Annotated in this window: 21 protein-coding genes; 9 read left to right on the plus strand and 12 right to left on the minus strand. The window is 72.3% G+C overall.

The window, feature by feature from the left end; translation table 11 throughout:
- Positions 1 to 4: 4 nt before the first annotated feature.
- Positions 5 to 604: an ATP-binding protein gene (locus ACILQ5_RS08815; protein ID WP_395657612.1), complete on the plus strand. Its 600-nt coding sequence runs from the start codon at positions 5 to 7 to the stop codon at positions 602 to 604.
- Complete coding sequence (locus tag ACILQ5_RS08820; RefSeq protein ID WP_395657613.1) at positions 601 to 1,149, plus strand: hypothetical protein; 549 nt, start codon at positions 601 to 603, stop codon at positions 1,147 to 1,149. Before ACILQ5_RS08815 ends, ACILQ5_RS08820 begins: the two co-directional genes overlap by 4 nt.
- Positions 1,150 to 1,179: 30 nt before the next feature.
- Here ACILQ5_RS08820 and ACILQ5_RS08825 read toward each other — a convergent pair whose 3' ends face one another.
- Genes ACILQ5_RS08825 through ACILQ5_RS08840 form a run of 4 tightly spaced genes read right to left on the minus strand, consistent with a single transcriptional unit; the run spans position 1,180 to position 4,386 of the window.
- On the minus strand, positions 1,180 to 1,563 hold the full coding sequence (locus ACILQ5_RS08825) for an SHOCT domain-containing protein (RefSeq protein ID WP_395657614.1): 384 nt from the start codon (positions 1,561 to 1,563) through the stop codon (positions 1,180 to 1,182).
- 35 nt (positions 1,564 to 1,598) lie between these two features.
- On the minus strand, positions 1,599 to 2,783 hold the full coding sequence (locus tag ACILQ5_RS08830; RefSeq protein ID WP_395657615.1) for a cation:proton antiporter: 1,185 nt from the start codon (positions 2,781 to 2,783) through the stop codon (positions 1,599 to 1,601).
- On the minus strand, positions 2,783 to 3,259 hold the full coding sequence (locus tag ACILQ5_RS08835) for a DUF3592 domain-containing protein (protein WP_395657616.1): 477 nt from the start codon (positions 3,257 to 3,259) through the stop codon (positions 2,783 to 2,785). The genes ACILQ5_RS08830 and ACILQ5_RS08835 overlap by 1 nt, the downstream gene beginning before the upstream one ends.
- On the minus strand, positions 3,256 to 4,386 hold the full coding sequence (locus tag ACILQ5_RS08840) for an adenosine deaminase (RefSeq protein WP_395657617.1): 1,131 nt from the start codon (positions 4,384 to 4,386) through the stop codon (positions 3,256 to 3,258). The genes ACILQ5_RS08835 and ACILQ5_RS08840 overlap by 4 nt, the downstream gene beginning before the upstream one ends.
- 38 nt (positions 4,387 to 4,424) lie before the next feature.
- Between ACILQ5_RS08840 and ACILQ5_RS08845 the strand changes: the two genes are divergently transcribed.
- A complete protein-coding gene (locus ACILQ5_RS08845) occupies positions 4,425 to 4,877 on the plus strand; it encodes a MaoC family dehydratase (RefSeq protein WP_395657618.1) in 453 nt (150 codons plus the stop codon).
- Between the two features lie 15 nt (positions 4,878 to 4,892).
- Here ACILQ5_RS08845 and ACILQ5_RS08850 read toward each other — a convergent pair whose 3' ends face one another.
- The gene (locus ACILQ5_RS08850; protein WP_395657637.1) at positions 4,893 to 6,173 is read right to left on the minus strand and encodes a thymidine phosphorylase; all 1,281 of its coding nucleotides are present in this window, start codon (positions 6,171 to 6,173) and stop codon (positions 4,893 to 4,895) included.
- A gap of 19 nt (positions 6,174 to 6,192) precedes the next feature.
- Complete coding sequence (locus tag ACILQ5_RS08855) at positions 6,193 to 6,606, minus strand: cytidine deaminase (protein ID WP_395657619.1); 414 nt, start codon at positions 6,604 to 6,606, stop codon at positions 6,193 to 6,195.
- A gap of 176 nt (positions 6,607 to 6,782) precedes the next feature.
- On the opposite strand from ACILQ5_RS08855, the gene ACILQ5_RS08860 reads away from it, so the two are divergent.
- The 4 genes from ACILQ5_RS08860 (at position 6,783) to ACILQ5_RS08875 (ending at position 12,039) form a co-directional block, all read left to right on the plus strand.
- Entirely contained in the window at positions 6,783 to 7,907 is a 1,125-nt protein-coding gene (locus ACILQ5_RS08860) for a BMP family protein (protein ID WP_395657620.1), read from the plus strand.
- Positions 7,908 to 8,012: 105 nt separating this feature from the next.
- Positions 8,013 to 9,527: an ABC transporter ATP-binding protein gene (locus tag ACILQ5_RS08865; protein WP_395657621.1), complete on the plus strand. Its 1,515-nt coding sequence runs from the start codon at positions 8,013 to 8,015 to the stop codon at positions 9,525 to 9,527.
- Positions 9,524 to 10,750, plus strand: coding sequence for an ABC transporter permease (locus ACILQ5_RS08870; protein ID WP_395657622.1), 1,227 nt, complete (start codon positions 9,524 to 9,526; stop codon positions 10,748 to 10,750). Before ACILQ5_RS08865 ends, ACILQ5_RS08870 begins: the two co-directional genes overlap by 4 nt.
- Entirely contained in the window at positions 10,747 to 12,039 is a 1,293-nt protein-coding gene (locus ACILQ5_RS08875) for an ABC transporter permease (RefSeq protein ID WP_395657623.1), read from the plus strand. Before ACILQ5_RS08870 ends, ACILQ5_RS08875 begins: the two co-directional genes overlap by 4 nt.
- A gap of 43 nt (positions 12,040 to 12,082) precedes the next feature.
- On the opposite strand, the gene ACILQ5_RS08880 is transcribed toward ACILQ5_RS08875, so the two are convergent.
- From ACILQ5_RS08880 to ACILQ5_RS08890, 3 genes are all read right to left on the minus strand, one after another.
- Positions 12,083 to 13,288 (minus strand): amidohydrolase, encoded by a 1,206-nt coding sequence (locus tag ACILQ5_RS08880; protein WP_395657624.1) that lies wholly within the window; start codon positions 13,286 to 13,288, stop codon positions 12,083 to 12,085.
- Positions 13,289 to 13,371: 83 nt separating this feature from the next.
- Positions 13,372 to 15,429 carry a right-handed parallel beta-helix repeat-containing protein gene (locus ACILQ5_RS08885; protein WP_395657625.1) on the minus strand — a complete coding sequence of 686 codons (2,058 nt, stop codon included), beginning with the start codon at positions 15,427 to 15,429 and terminating at the stop codon, positions 13,372 to 13,374.
- On the minus strand, positions 15,426 to 16,661 hold the full coding sequence (locus ACILQ5_RS08890; RefSeq protein WP_395657626.1) for a glycosyltransferase: 1,236 nt from the start codon (positions 16,659 to 16,661) through the stop codon (positions 15,426 to 15,428). The genes ACILQ5_RS08885 and ACILQ5_RS08890 overlap by 4 nt, the downstream gene beginning before the upstream one ends.
- 116 nt (positions 16,662 to 16,777) lie before the next feature.
- Here ACILQ5_RS08890 and ACILQ5_RS08895 point away from each other — a divergent pair, with 116 nt between their 5' ends.
- Together ACILQ5_RS08895 and ACILQ5_RS08900 are read left to right on the plus strand one after the other, a co-directional pair.
- Complete coding sequence (locus ACILQ5_RS08895) at positions 16,778 to 17,776, plus strand: right-handed parallel beta-helix repeat-containing protein (RefSeq protein WP_395657627.1); 999 nt, start codon at positions 16,778 to 16,780, stop codon at positions 17,774 to 17,776.
- Positions 17,760 to 18,590 (plus strand): response regulator transcription factor, encoded by an 831-nt coding sequence (locus ACILQ5_RS08900; protein ID WP_395657628.1) that lies wholly within the window; start codon positions 17,760 to 17,762, stop codon positions 18,588 to 18,590. The genes ACILQ5_RS08895 and ACILQ5_RS08900 overlap by 17 nt, the downstream gene beginning before the upstream one ends.
- A 7-nt stretch (positions 18,591 to 18,597) precedes the next feature.
- On the opposite strand, the gene ACILQ5_RS08905 is transcribed toward ACILQ5_RS08900, so the two are convergent.
- The 3 genes from ACILQ5_RS08905 to ACILQ5_RS08915 all read right to left on the minus strand — a co-directional run.
- Entirely contained in the window at positions 18,598 to 19,659 is a 1,062-nt protein-coding gene (locus ACILQ5_RS08905; RefSeq protein WP_395657629.1) for a ScyD/ScyE family protein, read from the minus strand.
- A gap of 158 nt (positions 19,660 to 19,817) precedes the next feature.
- Positions 19,818 to 20,807 carry a methylmalonyl Co-A mutase-associated GTPase MeaB gene (gene meaB, locus ACILQ5_RS08910; RefSeq protein WP_395657630.1) on the minus strand — a complete coding sequence of 330 codons (990 nt, stop codon included), beginning with the start codon at positions 20,805 to 20,807 and terminating at the stop codon, positions 19,818 to 19,820.
- Positions 20,797 to 22,265: methylmalonyl-CoA mutase family protein (locus ACILQ5_RS08915; RefSeq protein ID WP_395657631.1), on the minus strand; the 1,469-nt coding region annotated here is incomplete at its 5' end. The genes meaB and ACILQ5_RS08915, both read right to left, overlap by 11 nt.

The following is a 22,265-nucleotide window of genomic DNA, read 5'->3' on the forward strand; positions in this document are numbered from 1 at the left end:
TCGCGTGATCGTCCTCGCCGGCCCCTCGGGTGCCGGCAAGTCCCGTCTCGCCGAACGGCTCGGCCTGCCGGTGCTGCGGCTCGACGACTTCTACAAGAGCGGCGGCGACCCGACCCTGCCGATCATCACCGAGGGTGCGAACGCCGGGATCGTCGACTGGGACGACCCGGCGTCGTGGCTGCTCGACGACGCGATGGCCGCGCTCGAGGAGCTGTGCCGCACCGGGCGCGCCGAGGTGCCGATCTACGACATCGCCCACGACGGTCGGTGCGGCTGGCAGCAGCTCGACCTCGCCGGGCACGACCTGTTCCTCGCCGAGGGCATCTTCGCGCAGGAGGTCGTCCCGCACTGCCGGGAGGCCGCGCTGCTCGCGGCGGCGTACTGCGTGCGTCAGCACCCCGTCGTCACGTTCTGGCGCCGGCTGACCCGCGACCTGCGCGAGCGCCGCAAGCCGCCGCTGGTGCTGGTGCGCCGCGGGGTCGCGCTGCTGCGCGACCAGCGGCGGGTGGTCGCCCACGCCGTCGCCCGCGGGTGCGTGCCGGTCCACCCCGACGAGGCGTACGCCGCCGTGCAGGACCTGCTCCGTCGCGAGCCGCAGCCGTGACCGAGGACTGGCCCGAGCGGGTCTTCCGGGAGCGGCTGGTGCAGCCGGACCGGGTGTCGTGCGGCGCGACCTGCCTGGTCGTGGCCCGGATGATCGAGGACCACGCGTACGGCCAGGAGCTCGGCTCGGCCCCGTCGGTGCCCGACCGGTTCCGCGCCGAGGTCCTGGAGGTGCACCGGCAGGTCACCGGGCTCGTCGACCACGGCCACCTGCAGGTGCCTTGGCCACGCGCTCTCGGCACGCCGCCGTGGGCGGTCGCCCGCCAGCTGGGCGACCGCGACGTCCGCTGGGTCCGGACCTCCCCTTCGTCCGGCTACGACGCGGTCGTCGCGGCCACCCGGCTGCGCCGCCCGGTTCCCGTGTACGTCGGCAACGCCTGGTTGCCGCGGCACGTGGTCCTCGCGCTCGGCGAGGAGGGCGGCCGGCTGCGGTTCTTCGAACCGGCGTCCGGACGCCTCGTCGACGTCGGACGCGAGCAGTTCCGGCGCGGTCGCGTCGGACTGGCGGGGTGGGACCACGCCTGGTGGGCGGTCCTCCCCCGCTGAGTCAGCCCCGGAGATCCGGGGCCGACGCGGTCAGCCCAGCGCCTTGGCCTTGAGGCTGTCGTACTCCTCCTGGCTGATGGCACCCGAGTCGAGCAGGCTCTTGGCCTGGGCGATCTGGTCGGCAGGAGAGCCGGCACCGGCGGTCACCGAGCGGATGTACTCCGCCTGGCTGGCCTGGGCCGACTGGATCGCGGCGACGTTGCGCTCGGCCATCCCGCGACCACGGGCGATCAGGTAGATCAGGGCCGTGAGGAACGGGGCGAAGATCAGGCAGACGACCCACACCGCCTTCCACCAGCCGCTCAGCTCCCGATCCCGGAACATGTCCGTGAGGATCTGGAAGAGCACCATGAGGTACGCCATGAGCAGGAAGAAGGCGAGCACGAACCAGAAGAAGTCCCAGAAGCTGTCCACGGTGGGACCCTAGGTTCCGGACCACCCGTCCGGGCTCACCCGATCCGGGTGACGCCTGGGGCAGCCGAGCGGTCGAGCAGCCGCTGGCCGAGCAGCGGGCAGGCGAGCACCGTGAGCGCGCCGCCCGCGACGAGCACCGAGGCGTTCGTCGTGGTCATCTCCCCCGCGGACACCGCGACCGACGTCACCGCGACGATGATCGGCAGGCCGGTCGAGGCGAACAGCGCCATCGCGGTGCTGTCGCGGGCGTCGAACCCTCCCGTCCTCGAGGCGACCAGCACGCCGCCGCCGCGCACCAGGAGGATCAGCAGCACGAACACCAGCAGCGTGACCGGCTCGGCCGCGACCGCGTGCGGGTCGATGGCCATGCCGGAGGTGATGAAGAAGACCGGGATCAGCAGGCCGAAGGCGAGGCCCTCCAGCTTGTGCTCCAGGCTCTCGTGCCCGTTGGGCACGAGCTGCCGCAGCACGAAGCCGGCCGTGAACGCACCGAGCACCCCGTCGAGGTCGAACGCCGCTGCGGCGACCCCGAGGGTCACCAGCAGGAGGACGACCAGGCGGACCTGGGTCTGCCCCGAGGTCTCGGCCCCGCCACGCACCACGGCGAGCAGGCGCGACCCCTCGCGGTTGAGCGCGGCGCCGAACCGGTGCACCAGGTAGGCGACGACCGCGAAGAGGACCAGGAAGGCCAGGGACAGGCCGGGGCCGCGCGCACCGAGCAGGATCGCCATCGCCACGATCGGCCCGAGCTCGCCGTACGCCCCGTGGTGGAGCAGGGTCCGGCCGAACGGCGTCGCCAGGAGCCCGCTGTCCTTGAGGATCGGCAGCAGGGTGCCGAGCGCCGTCGACGTCAGGGCGATGGCGACGGCGATCTCGCCGTGGACCTGTCCGCTGAGCCCGATCAGCCAGACCAGCGCGAGCGCGACGCCCAGGCAGGCCAGCCAGGTGACCAGCGCCCGCCGGCCGCCGCGTCCGACCAGCTCGGCCGGCTCGATCTCGTAGCCGGCGAGCAGGAAGAGCATCCCCAGGCCGAGCTCGCGGAGCATCTCGACCCCCGGCGCCGTCACCGCGAGGTCGAGGACGTTCGGCCCGACGAGCACGCCCAGGACCAGGAGCAGCACGACCTCCGGGACCCGGTTGCGGAAGACGATCCCGGCCAGCAGCGGAGCCAGGACCGCGCACAGCGCGATCCAGAAGATCGACTGCGCCGGGTCCGGCATCAGGAGGTCCAGACGATGAAGACCAGGAGCAACCAGGCCGCGGCGACACCGAGCGCGACCAGCAGGACCAGCGAGCCGAGCAGCATCCAGGTGCGACCGGCGCCCTCGGCGCTCGCCTCGGTCGCCACCACGTCGACGCGCTGCGGCCGCTCCGGGTCGTAGGCGACCTCGATCTCGTCACCGACCCGCGGCGGCGGCGACGGCACGTCGGTCAGGGTCACGGCCTCCAGGGGCTCCTGTGCACCCGCCGGGAGGTAGCGGACCAGCGCGAAGTAGCGGGTGTCGGGCTCCGAGCCGAGGGAGAGGTCCTTCGCCTGGAGCTCGACGACGGTCCCGGTCACGGGGACGGCCCGCTCCCGGAAGCTCGTCGCGCTCCGCCGCTGGGCGCGACCCTTGAGCATCAGCAGCACGCCGACCACGAGGATCAGGGCGGCGCTGCCGAGCAGCAGGACGGTCGGGACGTAGTGGATCTTCACCCTGACGTCTCCTCTGCCGACTCCTGGGCCGACTCCTGGGCCAGCGCGGCGTACCCGGGCTTGATGGTGCCGTCGATGATCGCGAGCCGCTCGTCGAAGGGCAGGAACGCGGACTTCATCGCGTTGATCGTGAACCAGCGCAGGTCGTCGAGGTCGTAGCCGAACGCCTCGACCAGCGAGGCCATCTCGTGGCTCATCGAGGTGTGGCTCATCAGCCGGTTGTCGGTGTTGACGGTGACGCGGAACCGGAGGTCCGCGAGCAGCCCGATCGGGTGCTCGGCGATCGAGGGGGCCGCGCCGGTCTGGATGTTCGACCACGGGCAGAGCTCCAGCGGGATCCGCTTGTCGCGGACGTACGCCGCCAGCCGCCCCAGCTCGACCGTGCCGTCGTCGTGGACGGTGATGTCGTCGATGATGCGCACGCCGTGGCCCAGGCGATCCGCCCCGCACCACTGGATCGCCTGCCAGATCGAGGGGAGCCCGAAGGCCTCGCCGGCGTGGATCGTGAAGTGCGCGTTCTCCCGCTGGAGGTACTCGAACGCGTCGAGGTGCCGGGTGGGCGGGTAGCCCGCCTCGGCACCGGCGATGTCGAACCCGGCCACGCCACGGTCGCGCCACGCGACCGCCAGCTCGGCGATCTCCATCGAGCGGGCCTGGTTGCGCATCGCGGTCAGCAGCTGGCGCACCACGATCCGCCCCCCGCTGGCCGCCGTGCCCTGCTCGAAGCCCTCCTGGACCGCCGCGACGACGTCGTCGAGGCTCAGGCCGGTGCTGACGTGCTGCTCGGGGGCGTAGCGGATCTCGGCGTACACGACGCCGTCGGCCGCCAGGTCCTCGACGCACTCGCGGGCGACCCGGGTCAGGGCGGGCACGGTCTGCATGACGGACACGGTGTGCTCGAAGGTCTCGAGGTAGCGCTCCAGCGAACCGGAGTCGGCCGCCTCCGCGAACCACTGCCCGAGCACCTCCGCGGTCATCGCGCCCTCCACCACCGGGAGGGCGTGGCCGACCTCCGCGGCGAGGTCGATGATGGTCTGCGGCCGCAGGCCACCGTCGAGGTGGTCGTGCAGCAGCACCTTCGGCGCCCGACGGATCTGGTCAAGGCTCGGCGTCGAGGTCGGGGTCATGGGCGCGATCCTTCCAGAACCCCGCTAGGTTCTGGGCCATGCGCGTCTTCACGACCCTCGAGGAGCTGTCCGCGGCGAGCGGCGAGGAGCTCGGCACGTCCGACTGGCTGACCATCGAGCAGGACCGGGTCGACCGGTTCGCCGAGGCGACCGGCGACCACCAGTGGATCCACGTCGACGTCGAGCGGGCGGCGTCCGGCCCCTTCGGCGGCACCATCGCCCACGGGTACCTGACCCTGTCGCTCGTGCCCTACCTCGGCAGCCAGGTCTTCGCCCTCGACACCCCGGGGGCCAAGCTCAACTACGGCGTCAACAAGGTGCGGTTCCCGAACCCGGTCCGCGTCGGCAGCCGGGTCCGCGCCCGGGTGACGCTCGGCGAGATCGTCGACGTCCCGGCCGGTCAGCAGATGACCCTGCGCTACACGATCGAGATCGACGGCGAGACCAAGCCGGCCTGCGTCGCCGAGACGGTCGTCCTGCTGCTCGCGTAGGCGCCGACTCGGCGGTCAGCCGATGCGGTCGATGACCAACGGAGCGGGCTCGTACGGCGTGCCCGCCGGCGCGACGTCGTAGCCGCCCTCGAGCGAGGCGAGCGCCCGGTCGAACCGGGCCGGCTCGTCGGTGAGCAGGGTGAGCAGCGGCTGACCCTCGGTGACCTCGTCGCCGGGGCGGGCGTGCCAGACGACACCGGCGCCGGCCTGCACGGGGTCCTCCTTGCGGGCCCGGCCGGCACCGAGCCGCCAGGCGGCCATGCCGACGGCCATCGCGTCGAGACGGGTGAGCACGCCGGACGACGGCGCGGCGACCACGTGCGACTCCCGCGCGACCGGCAGGTCGGCGTCGGGGTCTCCACCCTGGGCGGCGACCATCGCGCGCCAGGCGTCCATCGCGGTGCCGTCGGCCAGCTTGTCGGCAGGGTCGACGTCGTCGCGACCGGCTCCGGCGAGCATCTCCCGGGCCAGGGCGAGGGTCAGCTCGACGACGTCCCCGGGTCCGCCCCCGGCCAGCACGTCCACCGACTCCTGCACCTCGACCGCGTTGCCGGCCGTGAGCCCGAGCGGGGTGGACATGTCGGTCAGCAGCGCGACGGTGTGCACGCCGGCGTCCTGCCCGAGCGCCACCATCGTCTCGGCGAGCTCGCGCGCCGACGCGACGTCCTTCATGAACGCGCCGGTGCCGACCTTCACGTCGAGCACCAGGGCGCCGGTGCCCTCGGCGATCTTCTTCGACATGATCGACGACGCGATCAGCGGGATCGCCTCGACCGTGCCCGTGACGTCGCGCAGCGCGTAGAGCTTCTTGTCCGCCGGCGCGAGACCGTCACCGGCCGCGCAGACCACCGCGCCGACCGACTCCAGCTGGGCGAGCAGCTCGGCGTTCGACAGGGCGGCGCGCCACCCCGGGATCGACTCGAGCTTGTCGAGGGTCCCCCCGGTGTGGCCCAGTCCCCGCCCCGACAGCTGGGGGACGGCGACGCCGCACGCCGCCACCAGCGGGGCCAGCGGCAGCGTGATCTTGTCCCCGACGCCGCCGGTCGAGTGCTTGTCGGCGGTCGGGCGCGAGAGCGACGAGAAGTCCATCCGCTCCCCCGACGCGATCATCGCCGCCGTCCAGCGGGCGATCTCGCGCCGGTTCATGCCGTTGAGCAGGATCGCCATCGCGAGCGCCGACATCTGCTCGTCCGCGACCTCGCCGCGGGTGTAGGCGTCGATCACCCAGTCGATCTGGCTGTCGCCCAGCTCGTGGCGGTCGCGCTTGGCAAGGATGACCTCGACGGCGTCATGCATCTCTCCCACGACGCAGACCCTACGGGGCGAGGTCGTCGGGCCCGAAGGCGTCCGGGAGCACCTCGGCCATCGACCGGACCCCGGAGCCGGTCATCAGGAGCAGGTCCGGGCCGCCGTTCTCGAACAGCAGCTGCCGGCAGCGTCCGCACGGCATGATCACCGCCCCGTCACCGTTCACGCAGACGAAGTGGGTGAGCCGGCCGCCGCCCCCGAGGTGCAGCTGGCTCACGAGCCCGCACTCGGCGCAGAGCGTCACGCCGTACGCCGCGTTCTCGACGTTGCAGCCGGCCACCACGCGCCCGTCGTCCACGCGGGCCGCGGCACCGACGCGATACCGGGAGTACGGCGCGTAGGCGTGGGTCGCCGCCTCGTCGGCGGTCGCCCGCAGCTCGCCCCACACGGGGTCGGCGGCGACGTCCGGGGCATCGGTCACGACCGGGCTCCGGCGATGGTCTTGCGGCCGAACGGGCCTGCAACGCGAGCCTGCACGACGACACCCTAACCGTTACAGAATCTTTCCCGGTTTCCGGCTTGTCGGACCGATGGGGTTCGATACCGTGACCGACGGTCGCGCCGTCACGTCGACGGGCGAGGATCTTGGAGGCAATAGTGAACAAGTTGAGGAAGGCCGCGGGCGGCGGTGTGGCCGCCCTGCTGGCCGCCGCCGTGCTGACCAGCTGTGGAAGCGCGCCGGACGAGTCCAGCGGAGGCAGCGACGGAGGCAGCAGCACGTCGGCGTCGGACTTCCTGCCGTGCATCGTCTCGGATGCGGGCGGCTTCGACGACAAGTCGTTCAACCAGCTCAGCTACGAGGGCGTCAAGCAGGCCGCCGACGAGCTCGGCACCGACTTCAAGTCCGTCGAGTCCAACAGCGAGAACGACTACGCGCCGAACATCGACAGCCTGGTCGGCGAGGGCTGCGACACCATCGTGACCGTCGGCTTCGCGCTCGCCGCGGCCACCAAGGAGGCCGCCGCCGCGAACCCCGACATCAAGTTCGTCCTGATCGACGACGCGGCTGACGGCGGTGACGACGGCCAGACCTTCGACGGCAAGGCCGACGAGCCCAACATCAAGCCGCTGCTCTACGACACCGCGCAGGCCGCGTTCCTCGCCGGCTACGCCGCCGCCGACTACACCAAGACCGGTGTCGTCGGCACCTACGGTGGTCAGCCCTACCCGACCGTCACGATCTTCATGGACGGCTTCAAGCAGGGCGTCGACTACTACAACGAGGAGAACGGCAAGGACGTCAAGGTCGTCGGCTGGGACGGCAAGAACGGCAGCTTCACCGGTGGCTTCGAGGCCAACGAGAAGGCCACGAACACCGCGAAGCAGCTCATCGACCAGGACGCCGACGTGATCCTGCCGGTCGGTGGCCCGATCTACCAGGGCGCGGTCACCGCCATCGGCGACTCCGGCAAGGACATCGCGATGATCGGCGTGGACGCCGACCTGTTCGAGACGGACCCGACCACGCAGGACGTCGTGATGACGTCGATCCTCAAGAACATGAAGGTCTCGACCTACGAGGCGATCATGTCCGCGGCGAACGACGGCGACAACTTCGACTTCTCCCCGTACGTCGGCACGCTCGACAACGACGGTGTCGGGATCGCCCCGTTCCACAACTTCGAGTCCAAGGTCCCCGCCGAGCTGCAGGGCCAGCTCGACGAGATCAAGGCCGGCATCATCGACGGCTCGATCCCGGTGAACTCCTACCTCAACCAGTGACGCTGGTCGCGTAGGTTCGTACGACCCTCGGGAGGGGGGAGGTCGGCTCCGGCCGGCCTCCCCCCTCTCGTCTCTGGACCCCCCGCCGACACTAGGATCGCCCCCATGCAGCTCGTGCTCCGCGACATCACCAAACGCTTCGGCACGCTGGTCGCCAACGACGCCATCTCCCTGACCGTCGAGGGCGGGCAGGTGCACTGCCTCCTCGGTGAGAACGGGGCCGGCAAGTCGACGCTGATGAACGTCCTCTACGGGCTCTACCCCGCCGACGAGGGCGAGATCGAGCTCGACGGTGTCGTCCAGCACTTCTCCGGCCCGGGCGACGCGATCGCCGCCGGCATCGGGATGGTCCACCAGCACTTCATGCTGATCCCCGTCTTCACGGTCGCCGAGAACGTGATGCTCGGCGACGAGGCCACCGGCTTCGCCGGCACCCTCGACGTCGAGGCCGCCCGGCGCCGGGTCCGGGAGATCTCCGAGAGGTTCGGCTTCGACGTCAACCCCGACGCCCTCGTCGAGGACCTCCCCGTCGGCGTGCAGCAGCGGGTCGAGATCATCAAGGCGCTCTCCCGCGACGCCCAGGTGCTCGTCCTCGACGAGCCCACGGCGGTCCTGACCCCGCAGGAGACCGACGAGCTGATGGGCATCATGCGCCAGCTCAAGGAGGCCGGGAAGGCGATCGTCTTCATCACCCACAAGCTCCGTGAGGTCCGCGAGGTCGCCGACAAGATCACGGTGATCCGGCTCGGGAAGGTCGTCGGCGAGGCCGAGCCCACGGCGAGCAACGCCGAGCTCGCCTCCATGATGGTCGGCCGGCCCGTCGAGCTGACCGTCCACAAGGACCCCGCCACCCCGGGTCAGGAGACGCTGCGCGTCGACCGGCTGCGGGTCTTCGACGACGCGGGCCGGGTCCACGTCGACGACGTGAGCTTCGCGATCCACGCCGGCGAGATCCTCGCGGTGGCCGGCGTCCAGGGCAACGGGCAGACCGAGCTCACCGAGGCGCTGATGGGGCTCCAGGACCACGTCGAGGGATCCATCCGGCTGCACGGCGAGGAGCTCGTCGGCCGGTCGGTCCGCCACGTCCTCGATTCCGGCGTCGGCTTCATCCCCGAGGACCGGCAGACCGAGGGCCTGGTCGGGGAGTTCACGATCGCCGAGAACCTGATGCTCAACCGCAGCCACGGGGCCCCGTTCGTGCGGCGCGGCACGCTCGCGCTCGACCGGTTGGAGAAGTTCGCCGAGGAGAAGCTGAAGGAGTACGACGTCCGCGCCCCCGGCATCACCGCGCTCGCCGAGGAGCTCTCGGGCGGCAACCAGCAGAAGGTCGTGGTCGCCCGCGAGCTCTCGCGCGACATCAAGCTCCTCATCGCCGCGCAGCCGACCCGCGGCGTGGACGTGGGCTCGATCGAGTTCATCCACAAGCAGATCGTGGCCGGCCGCGACGCCGGGGCCGCGGTGCTCGTGGTCTCCACCGAGCTGGACGAGGTGGCGGCCCTGGCCGACCGGATCATGGTGCTCTACCGGGGCCGGGTGGTCGGCATCGTCCCCGCCAACACACCGCGAGAGGTGCTCGGACTGATGATGACCGGAGAGCGTCCGGAAGGGGTCGTCGCGTGAGCAGCGCCGTCCAGGCTGAGCAGCAGCCGCCCACCGAGCCGGACCAGGCGCCGCCGGAGTCGAACCGCTGGCGCACGACCCTCCACGACATCGCCGCCGGGAGCGTCTTCAACGGGGTCCTCGCCGTGCTCCTCGCGGTCGTCGTCGGCTCGGTGCTCATCGCCGTCACCGACGAGAACGTGCGATCGACCGCCAGCTACATCACCGCGCGACCCGGTGACTTCTTCCAGGCGACCTGGGACGCGGTCTGGGGCGCCTACACGGCGCTGTTCCGCGGGTCGATCTACAACACCAACGCCGTGGACTTCCAGCAGGGCATCAAGCCGCTGACGGAGACCGCGAAGTTCGCCGCCCCGCTGATCGTCTCCGGCCTCGGCGTCGGCATCGCGTTCCGAGCCGGCCTGTTCAACATCGGTGGTCGCGGTCAGATGCTGATGGCCGGCGCGGCTGCGGGCTGGATCGGCTTCCACTTCGACCTCCCGCCCGTCCTGCACGTGACCCTGGCGCTCGTCGCGGCCATGCTCGCGGGCGCGCTCTGGGCCGGCCTGGCGGGCGTGCTCAAGGCACGCACCGGGGCGCACGAGGTGATCACGACGATCATGCTCAACTACGTCGCGTTCTACCTGGTGTTCTTCGCGCTCTCGAAGCAGAGCCTGCTGCAGGCCCCCGACTCCTTCAACCCCAAGTCGCTGCCGATGAAGGACTCCGCGACCCTGCCCAAGCTCTTCGGGGACCAGTACAACCTGCACCTGGGCTTCATCATCGCGCTGGTGGCGGTCGGCTTCGCCTGGTGGCTGCTCGAGCGCTCCTCGCTCGGCTTCCGCATCCGCGCGGTCGGCATCAACCCGGCGGCGGCGCGCGCCAACGGGATCAACGTCGGGCGCACCTACGTCGTGGTCATGCTGATCGCCGGTGCGCTCGTCGGCCTGGCCGGGGCCAACCAGGTGCTCGGCACGGTCACCAGCGGCATCACCGTCGACCTCGACGCCGGGATCGGCTTCGACGCGATCACCGTGGCGCTCCTGGGCCGCTCGCGTCCGCTCGGGATCCTCGCCGCGGGCGTCCTCTTCGGTGCACTGAAGGCCGGCGGCTTCGCGATGCAGGCCTCGCAGGGCATCCCCGTCGACATCGTGCTGGTGGTCCAGTCGCTCATCGTGCTCTTCCTGGCGGCGCCACCTCTGATCAAGACCCTGTTCCGGCTGCCCGCGCAGGAGGCGAAGTGAGCACCACGACCAGCGAGGCCAGCATCCCCCTCGACGAGACCCCGCTGGCAGGCGTCACCACCGTCATCGACAAGAAGACGCCGGTCCTGCTCAGCGTCCTCACGATCGTCCTGCTCGCCATCGTGGCCATCTGGCCGGAGGACGGCGACACGACGTTCCGCCTGGCCGTCCCCAGCGACTTCGCGCAGCTGCCGACGGTGACGGTCCCCTCCACCCTGACCGCCTGGGTCGTGGTCGTCCTCTGCGCGCTGTGCGCCGTCTGGTCAGTCGTCCTCTACAGCCGGCACCGGCCGACCCCGCTCTGGCTGATCGTCGTCTACTCGGTGGCGTGGGTCTTCGGGTTCCTCACCTGGGCGGCCACCGGCGGCACCATCCCGGTCGTCGGGCTCCTCTCGGGCTCGCTGGCGCTCGCCGTACCGCTGGTCTTCGGCGCCCTCGGCGGCGTCCTGGGCGAGCGTTCGGGCGTCGTCAACATCGCCATCGAGGGACAGCTCCTCGCCGGGGCGTTCGCCGCCGCGATGATCGCCTCGGTGGTCGGCTCGGCCTGGGCCGGCCTGGTGGCCGCGAGCGCGGCCGGCGTGCTCGTGGCACTCCTCCTCGGGCTGTTCGCGATCACCTACTTCGTCGACCAGGTCATCGTCGGTGTCGTGCTGAACGTGCTGGTGCTCGGCCTGACCAGCTTCATGTTCACCCAGGTCCTGGCGCCCAACGCGGACTCGCTCAACTCTCCGCCGCACTTCGACGCCGTCGTCATCCCGGTGCTGGGCGACATCCCGCTCATCGGCCCGATCTTCTTCCGGCAGACCCCGATCGTCTACATCCTCTACATCGCCGTGGCCCTGGTGACCTGGTCGCTCTACCGCACCAGGTGGGGCCTGCGCGTGCGTGCCGTCGGCGAGCACCCCACAGCCGCCGACACGGTGGGCATCAAGGTCAACCGCACCCGCTACCGCACGATCCTGATCGCCGGCGCGGTCGCCGGCATGGGCGGCGCCTTCTACACCCTGGTCTCGGTCCCGCAGTTCAACCGGGAGATGACCGGCGGTGCGGGCTACATCGCGCTGGCGGCGGTGATCTTCGGCAAGTGGGACCCGATCCGGGCGACGCTGGCCGCCCTGCTCTTCGGGTTCGCCTCAAACCTGCAGGGCGTGCTGTCCGTGATCGGCTCGCCGGTCCCGAGCCAGTTCATGCTGATGCTGCCCTACGTCGTCACGATCTTCGCCGTCGCCGGCCTGGTCGGCAGGTCCCGGCCGCCCGCGGCGGACGGGATCCCCTACCGCAAGGGCTAGCGGTGCCGTCGGGCTCCGTCCGCGGACGGGGCCCGACGCCCGCTCACGCGAGCGTCGACAGGACGGCGACCTGCGCGAGGACCTTCGCGCCGATCACCACGGACCGGTCGTCGACCCGCAGGTTGCCCTGGTGGAGGTCGTAGGTGCGCCCTCCCGGCGTCCGGGTCCCGAGCCGGCCCATCGCGCCGGCGACCCGGTCGAGGTACCACCCGAAGTCCTCGCCGCCGAGGCTCTGCTGCGTCGACTCGTGGCCGACCAGGCCGAGCACCTCCTCGACCGCGTGGCCGAGCAGCACGATCGACTCCAGGTCGTTGACCACGGGCGGGACGCCACGCTGGTAGTCGACCTGGGCGTGCACGCCGTACGGCGCGACGATCTGCTCGACCAGCACGGGCACGAGCTTCTCCGCCTCGGACCAGGCGACCGCGTCGAGCATCCGGACGGTCCCGCCGATGCGGCCGGTCGCCGGGATCACGTTGTGGGCGGAGCCGGCGTGGACGATGCCCCACACGACGCTGACCCCCGCCCGCGGGTCGAGCCGTCGCGAGAGGATCGCGGGCAGCTCGGTGACGACCTTGCCGAGGGCGTAGGTGAGGTCCTCGGTCAGGTGCGGGCGCGAGGTGTGGCCGCCGGAGCCGGTGAGCGTCACCTCGAGGTGGTCGGCCGCACCGGTGATCGGGCCCTCGCGCAGCCCGACCTTCCCGACGTCGAGGCTCGGGTCGCAGTGCAGCCCGAAGATCCGGTCGACGCCCGCGAGCGCACCGTCCTCGATCAGTGAGAGCGCGCCGCCGGGCATGACCTCCTCGGCCGGCTGGAACAGGAGCCGGACCCGTCCGGGCAGCAGCCCCCGGTCGTGGAGACGTCCCAGCGCGATCGCCGCACCCACGAGCGAGGCGACGTGCACGTCGTGGCCGCACGCGTGGGTCACCCCCTCGACGGTGCTCGACCACGGGTCGTCGGTGAGGTCGGGGACCGGGAGGGCGTCGAGGTCGGCACGGAGCGCGACGCAGGGACCGCTGTCACCGATCTCCGCGACCAGCCCGGCGCGTGGCAGCTCTTGCACCCGCCACCCGGCCCGGGCGACCCGGGCCGCGACCAGTGCGGTGGTGCGGATCTCCCGCCAGGAGAGCTCGGGATGCGCGTGCAGGTCGCGGCGCAGGGCGACGAGCTCGTCGCCGTGCTCGTCGATCGTGGCGTCGAGAAGGGCCCCGGCAGGGGTCAGGGACGGGGGCGGATCGACCTGGGACATCAGGTCGAGGTTAGTTCACCGCGGGCCCGCCGTGGGCGAGGGTTCACATCCCGTCGCCGACCGGAGGTCATCGCCCGGCCGCGTCAGACCGGGGTCAGCTCCTGCTCCGCGGGCGCGGCGACCCACTCCCGCACCCGGGAGGTCGGCACGTGCAGGACCCGGGCGACCATGTGCGGCGGGTAGCCCGCCTCCCGGACCGCGGCGACGGCGAACTCGCGGGCGGTCGAGAACTCGCGGTCCTCCAGCGCGGGTCGCTGGGCCGGGGCCGCGGGCACGGTCTCGTCCCCCGGCTCGTCCACGGGCTCCTCCACGGGCTCCTCCACGGGCCCCGCGACCGGCCCGATCTCGATCCGGAGCCCGGTGTCGGGGACCGGCCCGGGCTCGGTGGCCGGCACCGGCGCCGACACCGGCACGTACGTGTCGATCGCCGAGCGTCCGCGCGCGACGAGCGTCGACTCGAAGATCCGCCGCAGCTCGCGCTGCTGGCGGCGGCGCCGCAGCACGAAGACCAGCCCGGCGAGAGGCACGACCAGCACCAGGAGCAGCGGCAGCGCCGCCGCGTGCCGCTCGGCCCACATCACCACCTCGGGGCGGTAGGTCCAGTCCCCCGTGCTCGTGTCGGCCCCGGAGACGCTGGCGCCGTCGGCGCCGTGGACCGCTCCCGAGCCCCGGCCGTCGATCTCGTTGCCGCTCAGGGTCGCCTCGGCGGCCGGCCCCGTCACGAGGACACCGTGCCCGGTGCCGACCGTGATGTGGTTGTCCTCGATCGCGACCTCGGAGCCCTGGACGTCGACGCCCACCTCGACGCCGACCACGGTCGACCCGCTCACGCTGGCACCGACGACCCGGTGCGCCAGCACCAAGCCGGTCCCCGCCTCCGACGTCAGCTCGGAGTCGGCCACCGTGACCTCGCGGGCGGCGCCCACGACGACGAGCGCGGCGCGGTCGGCCGTCACCCTGCTGTCGTCGATGCTGAGGTGGTCGACGGACTGGACCCGGACCCCGCCGGAGCTGTTGCCGCGGACCGTGCTGCGGCTCAGCCCGACCCAGGCGTAGTTGCCGATCCCGTAGCCCGCGGAGTTGAGGCCGTCGGCCAGCGGGGAGCCGTCGACGTCCAGCCCGTAGCCACCGGTCGTGCCGGCGAGCACGGCGCGGGAGATCCGGACGTGGGAGGACCCGTGGGAGACGCTCACCGCGTCCTCGCCGGCCCGGGTGACCACCAGGTCGGTCAGCCGGACGTCACGGGACCGGTTCGTGATCTCGACGCCGTGCCGCTCGGGGTGCCGGACCCGCAGGTGGACGGCGCGGACCTGCTGCGCACCGGAGACGTAGAGCCCGAGGTGCAGGTCAGTCGTGCTGACGTCGTCGAGGGCAGCGGTCGCCGTGGTCTCGTCGCTGCCGGTGACCGCGAGACCGCCGGTGCGGCCGCTCCAGTAGCCCAGGTCCGCCAGCCGGACGTGCGCGAGCGCCAGGGCACCGTCCTTGACCCGGACGTAGGCGCGGCCATCGGTCTGGTCGGTGTCCGGCCCCCCGCGGTCGGTGTCCCAGGACTCGACGACCAGCGGGTCGTGCGCGGTCCCGGCCAGCGTGACCGACCCGCCCCACGAGACCAGGCTGGTGTAGCCCTTCGCACCGCTCAGCAGCCGCAGGGTGGTGCCCGGGGCGACGATCGACAGCCGGGCCTCGCGCCGGACGACCACCGGCTGGGTGAGCTGCACGACGGACGGGGACGTCCGGACGGCGGCTCCGGCCCGCAGCAGGTCCGCGAGCGTGTACGGCGCCGGACGGGCGTCGAGGACGAGCGTCCCGGCCGCGTGGCCGGTGCCGTCCACGCGGGCCAGGCTGACCGCCCGCAGCCGGGCGTCCTCGGCGTCGAGCAGCCGCACCTCGCGGCCGGCGGCCGCCAGGGGGTCGGCGGCGTCGGTGGCGTCGGTGGCGTCGGTGGCGGTGGACGGGCGCGCCGGGGCCGGCGTCGCCGACGGGGTCGCACCCTGCTGCGCCTCCTGGTCCCCGTTGCGCACGTGCGCCACCGCGACGGCACCCGCGACGAAGGCGGCGACCGCCAGCAGCCGCACCACCCACCGCACCCAGCCCGGGACGGTGTCGCCCCGCTCGGCGGCGGACGGGGCGGAGTCGTTCACGCCGCTGCAGCCTTCGTCAGGCTGGCCTCCGACTGGCCCTCCCCGCCGATCGAGTCCGCACTGCGGGTGAGCCAGCCCTGCTTGTTCATCGTGAAGAACGCATAGGTCTTGATCGGCAGCGCGATCAGCATGACCGCGAAGGCGACGACCGGCAGGATCCAGATGTCCTCGGGACGTCGCCACAGGTGCGAGATCCCGCGGATGCCGCGGCCGATCACCAGCCAGGCCACCGCCGCGGTGAACGCGAGCGCCGGCTGCGGCGACCTCAGGCTGAGGCCGACGTAGAGCAGCGCCGACGCGCACGTGATGGGCGTGAGCAGGATCTGCATCACGGTGATCTGCGAGATCAGCGGGGTCTTGAAGATCCAGCCGTGCCGGATCGCGGTGAGGTAGCAGCGGTAGGAGTTCCGGCTCCACCGGACCCGTTGCTTGCAGAACGCGCGGAAGGTGTCGGGGAACATCGACAGCGCCCGCGCCGTGTCCTGGTGCGCCACCCGGTAGCCCTGCGACAGCACCAGCCAGGTCAGCCGGCCGTCGTCGCCCGCGATGCACTCACGGCCCCAGAAGTACTCGTGCTCCAGGTCGTCGATCTTGTCGACGATGACCGAGTAGCGGTAGGCGCTGGTGCGCCCGGAGGCGCAGATCACGCCGCCGAAGCGGCCCATCGCCGGGGCGTAGTCGTAGTAGCGCAGGTCGATGATCCAGTCCGCGACCCGCCGCCAGAGGCTGGTCTTCGGGAGGTAGACGTTCTGGCGGGTGCTGACCGCACCGACGACCGGGTCGAGGAAGGGCATCTGGATGTTGGCGTACATCCCCGGCTCCCAGACGGTGTCGGAGTCGATGAGGATGCACAGCTCGGTGTCGACCAGGCGCATGCCGTAGCCGAGCGCCGACCGCTTGCCGCGGTGCTTGAACAGGTGCGCCTCGACGTTCGGGTGACCGAGGGCGTCGATGCGCTCCTTGGCCTCGGTGTCCGCGACGTCGAGCACGATGATGACGCGCTGCGGCCCCTCCGCGATCCAGGTGCCGATGCACCGGACGAGCACGTCGGGGTCCTCGTGGTACGACGGCACGACGATCGTGCAGGTCGTCCGGAAGTCGTTGACGACCGGCCGGGTCGTCGCCGAGATCACCTTCCGCACGAGCCAGAAGGTCCACGACACGATCCCGATCAGGCCGAACGGCAGGATGAACGAGACGGAGTCGGGCACGCCGACGACCAGCGCGTCCATCGCCCAACCCCTCCCACGCGTTCTCCCCGCGACCAGGGTAGGGGCGCCGCCGCGCCACGGCGCGGATTTCGAGACGCGTCCGTCGCGGGCGGCCCGCCGCCTGTGACACTTCGGCCGTGACCATCCTCCGGGCGGCGCTCCTGCTCGCCGCCGTGCTGGCGCTCCCGGCGTGCTCCTCGGACGCACCGTCGGCGCCGGGCACCGGCAGCGGCGCAGCCGGCGGGAGCGGCTGCTCCGGGGCCCCGACGGTCTCGGACGCCGGCGGCCTGCGGGACGCCCTGGCCGGCGCGCGGCCCGGTGCGGTGATCGTGCTCGGCGACGGCGACTACACCGGCTCCTTCGAGGCGACCGCGAGCGGCACCCGGTCGCAGCCGGTCACCGTCTGCGGCTCCCGGCGGGCCCGGCTCGTCGGCGCGTCGGTCGACACCGGGTACACGCTGCACCTCGACGGCGCGTCGTACTGGCGGCTGCGCGGGTTCACCGTGAGCGGCGGGCAGAAGGGCGTGGTGCTCGACGGCTCCTCCCACAACGAGCTGCGCGACCTGCGCATCGAGGGGGTCGGCGACGAGGCCCTGCACCTGCGCGCGGGCAGCAGCGACAACCTGGTGACCGGCGCCGAGATCCGCCGCACCGGCCTGCACGACCCGGAGTACGGCGAGGGCATCTACGTCGGCAGCGCGGAGAGCAACTGGTGCGAGGTCGGCGACTGCGGCCCCGACCGCAGCGACGGCAACCGGATCGTCGGCAACGACGTCGGCGGGACCACCGCCGAGGCCGTCGACGTCAAGGAGGGCACGACCGGCGGCGAGCTGCGCGGCAACCTGCTGCGCGGCGGGGCCGGGCAGGTCGACTCGGTGGTGGACCTCAAGGGCAACGGCTGGGACGTGCGGTCCAACGAGGTGCGGTCCCAGGGACCGGACGGGATCCAGGTCCACGTGATCCTGGACGGCTGGGGCCGCGACAATCGGTTCGTGGGGAACACCTTCGCGCTCGGCGGCCCCGGGTACGCCGTGCACCTGGTCGGCGACGCCGAGGACGCCGGCAACGTGGTCGGGTGCGCCCAGCCGGTCACGCCGCCCGGGACCGGGGAGGTGACGAATGTCGAGTGCCGCTGACGCCGCCCCGCTCGCGGTCGTGATCGAGGACGACCCCGAGGTCGCCGAGCTGCTCGCGCTGATCCTGTCGCAGATCGGCTTCCGGCCGGTCGTCACCCCGGACGGGTCGGCCGGCGTGGAGACGGTCCGGACCCACGCCCCGGTGGTCGTCACCGTCGACCTGGGCCTGCCCGGCATCGACGGCTTCGAGGTCACCCGGCGGATCCGCCAGTTCAGCTCGACGTACGTCGTCATGGTCAGCGCCCGCGCCGGGGAGGACGACATCCTCGGTGGCTTCGCGGCCGGCGCGGACGACTACGTCGGCAAGCCGTTCCGGCCGCGCGAGGTGCGCGCCCGGCTGCTCGCCGGCCTGCGCCGGCCCCGCCAGCGCTACGCCGTGGCCCAGGCCCCGCCGGTCGTCCCGCGGCCGTTGCCGCCCCAGGCGCCGCCCGCCACCCGGCTGGTCGAGCTCGACGGCGACTGGGTGGTCCTCGGCGACCTGCGCCTGGACCCGATCGCGAACCGGCTGGTGGTCGACGGCGAGGACGTCGAGCTCCGGCAGCTGGAGTTCGACCTGCTCGAGCTGCTGCTCTACGCCGGCACCGCGCCCCGGACGGCGGGCGAGCTCGCGCTGGGGCTGCGCGGCGAGACCTACCCGGTCGGCAGCCAGGTGCGCGACAGCGACCTCGAGGTCGTGGTGTCCGCGATGGCGGCGCTGCGCGAGCGGCTGGACGGCGACCGCTGGATCGAGGACCTCGGCGACGCCCGCTACCGGCTCCGGCCGCACCCCGACAGCGGTGCGGACCCCGGGCCGTCGCCCGGGGTCCGCACCTGAGGGGGGCTCAGGCGGCCGGGGGCCAGCTCAGGACCTTGCCGGCCGGCGGGCTGGTGCCGTCGTTGGTCAGGTCGGTCTGCGTGGCGTAGACCGTGCCGTCGGAGACCTCGACGTCACCGGGGAACGGGACCTCGGCGAAGACCTCCGGGTCGCCACCGACCGGCTGCTTCATGATCAGGCCGGGGAACAGCAGCGAGATGTAGGCCGTGCCGGTGGGCTCGATCGCGATGCCGACCGGGCTCATCAGGCCGCCCGCCATCTTGCTGACCGCGCCCGTCGCCGGAGCGATCCGGTAGACCGAGCCGACCGGCATCTGCTCGCCGAGCGCACCGCCGAGCGTGGTGACGTAGAGGTTGCCGTCGGGGCCGAGCTCGATGTCGGTCGGGACGGGCTCGCCCTTGAAGGTCTTGCCCTCGACGCACTTGGGCAGGCCGAAGCCCTTGCGCAGCTTCTTGTCGACCTTGACCTTGACGGGGGGCAGGGTCGCGACCGTGTGCACGCCGGTCGCGTCCACGGACCAGATCGCGTTCGCCGCGGCGTCCGCGACGTAGGTCGTCTCACCGGCGACGTAGCTGGCGTAGGGGTGCGACTCCTTGATGCCCTTGTAGGCGACGACGCCCTCCCGGTGCTTCTTCGGGATGGAGCTGATGCACTTCTTGCTCAGCCCGACGATGCCGTAGGTGGTCTTGCCGTCGGGGTTGTGGTTCTTCTCGTAGCTCCACAGGTTCGCGACCTGGGTCGGGGTGCCGCCCACGTCGCCGGCGTCGATGGTCCACAGCCGCGCGTCCGCGGGCCCCTCGCCCGTGGTGGCGAAGGTGACCGTCGTGCCGCTGACCGAGACGGCGCCGACCTCGCGGTGGGCGGCGTCGCTGTAGAGCACGGCCGGGTCCTCGCCGGGCACGGCCTCGGTGAGCATGCCGGCGAAGTTCTGGGAGACGAAGACCGTGCCGTCGGCTCCGACGGCCAGGCTCAGGGGGCTCACGAGCCCGTCGACGACCGTGTCGGGGTCGGCCGCGGTGGCTGCGGGGGCGAACGCCGTGGCCACCAGCGAGACCGCCGCCAGGGCCACCGGTATCAGAGTGATGCGACGCATGTTTCCTCCGAGTGGGGGGTGGGTGTTGACCCCACTGTGGTACGAACGTGGTCCCGGCCACACGGGATCGGTGTCCCTTCCCCCCAGGACTGGGGTCCAGGACGCCAGGATCACCCTTCTGGACGAAGAACGGTCTAGACCGGAGGCAGGGGCTCGGCGTCGCCGTCGTAGGCCGCGAGCACGCGGTCGGCCGCCACCGTGGCCGGCAGCTCCCCGGACAGGACCGCGTCGCGCACCTCCGCGCGGATCGCCCGGACCGCCGGTGACCGGCGCAGCCGCTGGTCGAGCTCGTCGCGCACCAGCGCCCAGGTGAAGTCGAGCTGCTGCTCGGCGCGCTTGCGGGCCAGCCCCTCCTCGCCGAGGTGGTCGCGGTGCTCCAGCACCCGCGCCCAGACGTCGTCGACGCCGGTGTCCTCCAGAGCGGAGCAGGTGACGACCGACGGAGCCCGCTCCCCCGTCCCCCGCACCAGCCGCAGCGCCCCGGCGAGGTCGCGCGCGGCGACCCGCGCCTCCTGCTGCCGGTCGCCGTCGGCCTTGTTGACCGCGATCACGTCCGCGATCTCGAGGATGCCCTTCTTGATGCCCTGGAGCTGGTCGCCGGTCCGGGCCAGGGTCAGGAAGACGAACGTGTCGACCATCCCGGCCACCGTGACCTCGGACTGGCCGACCCCCACCGTCTCGACCAGCACCACGTCGTACCCGGCGGCCTCGAGGACCATCATCGCCTGCACAGTCGCACGGGCGACGCCGCCGAGGGTGCCGGCGCTGGGACTCGCCCGGATGTAGGCCGCCGGGTCGGTGGCGAGCCGGGCCATCCGGGTCTTGTCGCCGAGGACCGAGCCGCCGGTGCGGATGCTGCTCGGGTCGACCGCGAGCACCCCGACCCGGTGGCCCGCGGCGGTCAGGCGCGTGCCCAGCGCCTCGATGAAGGTCGACTTCCCCACCCCGGGCACGCCCGAGATGCCGACCCGCACCGCGCGGCCCGGCTCGAGACGGGTGAGCAGGTCGCGCGCCACCGCCCGGTGCCGCGGGCTGGTCGACTCGACCAGCGTGATCGCCTGCGAGATCGCGGCGCGCCGCCCCGCTCGGATGCCCTCGAGGAGCGCGTCGACGTCAGGCGCCATGCCCGAGCTGCTCGCGCAGCCGCGCGAGGAGGTCGAGCGCGGACTCGGCGATGACCGTGCCGGGGAGGAACACCGCGGCGGCGCCCATCTCCTTCAGCGTCGGTACGTCGTCGGGCGGGATCACGCCGCCGATCACGATCATGATGTCGGGACGGCCCTGCTCGGCGAGCGCCTGCTTCAGCGCGGGCAGCAGCGCGAGGTGGCCGGCCGCCAACGAGGACACGCCGACGATGTGCACGTCGGCGTCGACGGCCTGCTGGGCGACCTCCTCGGGCGTCGAGAACAGCGGCCCCACGTCGACGTCGAAGCCCATGTCGGCGAACGCGCTCACGACGACCTTCTGGCCGCGGTCGTGCCCGTCCTGGCCCATCTTGGCGACGAGGATGCGCGGGCGCCGGCCCTCGGCCTCCTCGAAGGCGGCCGTCGCTTCCAAGACTGCCGTAACCGTAGTGTCGCCGGCCTGTTGCGACTCCGACCTATACACGCCGCTGATGGTACGGATCGTGGCCTGGTGCCGGCCGTAGACCTTCTCCAGCGCCGCCGAGATCTCGCCGACCGTGGCCTTGGCGCGAGCGGCGTCGACGGCGAGGGCGAGCAGGTTGCCGTCGAGCGTGCTGGACGGCCCCGCCTCCGCCGAGCGGGTCAGCGCGTCGAGAGTCCGCTGCACCTCCTCGTCGTCGCGCTCGGCGCGCAGCCGCTCCAGCTTGGCCATCTGCTGGCGATAGACGTCGTCGTTGTCGACCTTGAGGACGTCGAGCCGGTCCTCGGTCGCCGGCCGGAACGTGTTGACGCCGATCACCTTCTGGGCCCCGGAGTCGATCCGGGCCTGGGTGCGGGCGGCGGCCTCCTCGATGCGCATCTTGGGGATGCCCTGCTCGATCGCGGCCGCCATGCCGCCGGCCGCCTCGGCCTCGAGGATGTGCGCCCACGCCCGCTCGGCGAGGTCGTGGGTGAGCCGCTCGACGTAGTAGGAGCCGGCCCACGGGTCGATGGTGCCGGTCGTGCCGCTCTCCTGCTGCAGCAGCAGCTGGGTGTTGCGCGCGATCCGAGCCGAGAAGTCGGTCGGCAGCGCGATCGCCTCGTCGAGCGCGTTGGTGTGCAGCGACTGGGTGTGGCCCTGGGTCGCCGCCATCGCCTCGATGCAGGTGCGGCCGACGTTGTTGAAGACGTCCTGCGCCGTCAGCGACCAGCCGGAGGTCTGGGAGTGGGTCCGCAGGCTGAGCGACTTGGGGTTCTGCGGGTCGAACTGGCGCACCAGCCGGGCCCACAGCGCGCGGGCCGCGCGCATCTTCGCGACCTCCATGAAGAAGTTCATGCCGATCGCCCAGAAGAACGACAGCCGCGGCGCGAACCGGTCGATGTCGAGCCCGGCGGCCAGACCGGCCCGGATGTACTCGACGCCGTCGGCCAGGGTGTAGGCGACCTCGAGGTCGTTGGTCGCCCCGGCCTCCTGCATGT

It is taken from the genome of Nocardioides sp. (assembly GCF_044226305.1).
Lineage (GTDB): Bacteria > Actinomycetota > Actinomycetes > Propionibacteriales > Nocardioidaceae > Nocardioides.

Bases quoted from the DNA above. Each gene is read 5' to 3' on its own strand.
- ACILQ5_RS08830 (WP_395657615.1), bottom strand. From the start codon at position 2,783: ATGCCGGACCCGGCGCAGTCGATCTTCTGGATCGCGCTGTGCGCGGTC.
- ACILQ5_RS08840 (WP_395657617.1), bottom strand. From the start codon at position 4,386: ATGACCCCGACCTCGACGCCGAGCCTTGACCAGATCCGTCGGGCGCCG.
- ACILQ5_RS08845 (WP_395657618.1), top strand. From the start codon at position 4,425: ATGCGCGTCTTCACGACCCTCGAGGAGCTGTCCGCGGCGAGCGGCGAG.
- ACILQ5_RS08850 (WP_395657637.1), bottom strand. From the start codon at position 6,173: ATGCATGACGCCGTCGAGGTCATCCTTGCCAAGCGCGACCGCCACGAG.
- ACILQ5_RS08865 (WP_395657621.1), top strand. From the start codon at position 8,013: ATGCAGCTCGTGCTCCGCGACATCACCAAACGCTTCGGCACGCTGGTC.
- ACILQ5_RS08880 (WP_395657624.1), bottom strand. From the start codon at position 13,288: ATGTCCCAGGTCGATCCGCCCCCGTCCCTGACCCCTGCCGGGGCCCTT.
- ACILQ5_RS08890 (WP_395657626.1), bottom strand. From the start codon at position 16,661: ATGGACGCGCTGGTCGTCGGCGTGCCCGACTCCGTCTCGTTCATCCTG.
- ACILQ5_RS08900 (WP_395657628.1), top strand. From the start codon at position 17,760: ATGTCGAGTGCCGCTGACGCCGCCCCGCTCGCGGTCGTGATCGAGGAC.
- meaB (WP_395657630.1), bottom strand. From the start codon at position 20,807: ATGGCGCCTGACGTCGACGCGCTCCTCGAGGGCATCCGAGCGGGGCGG.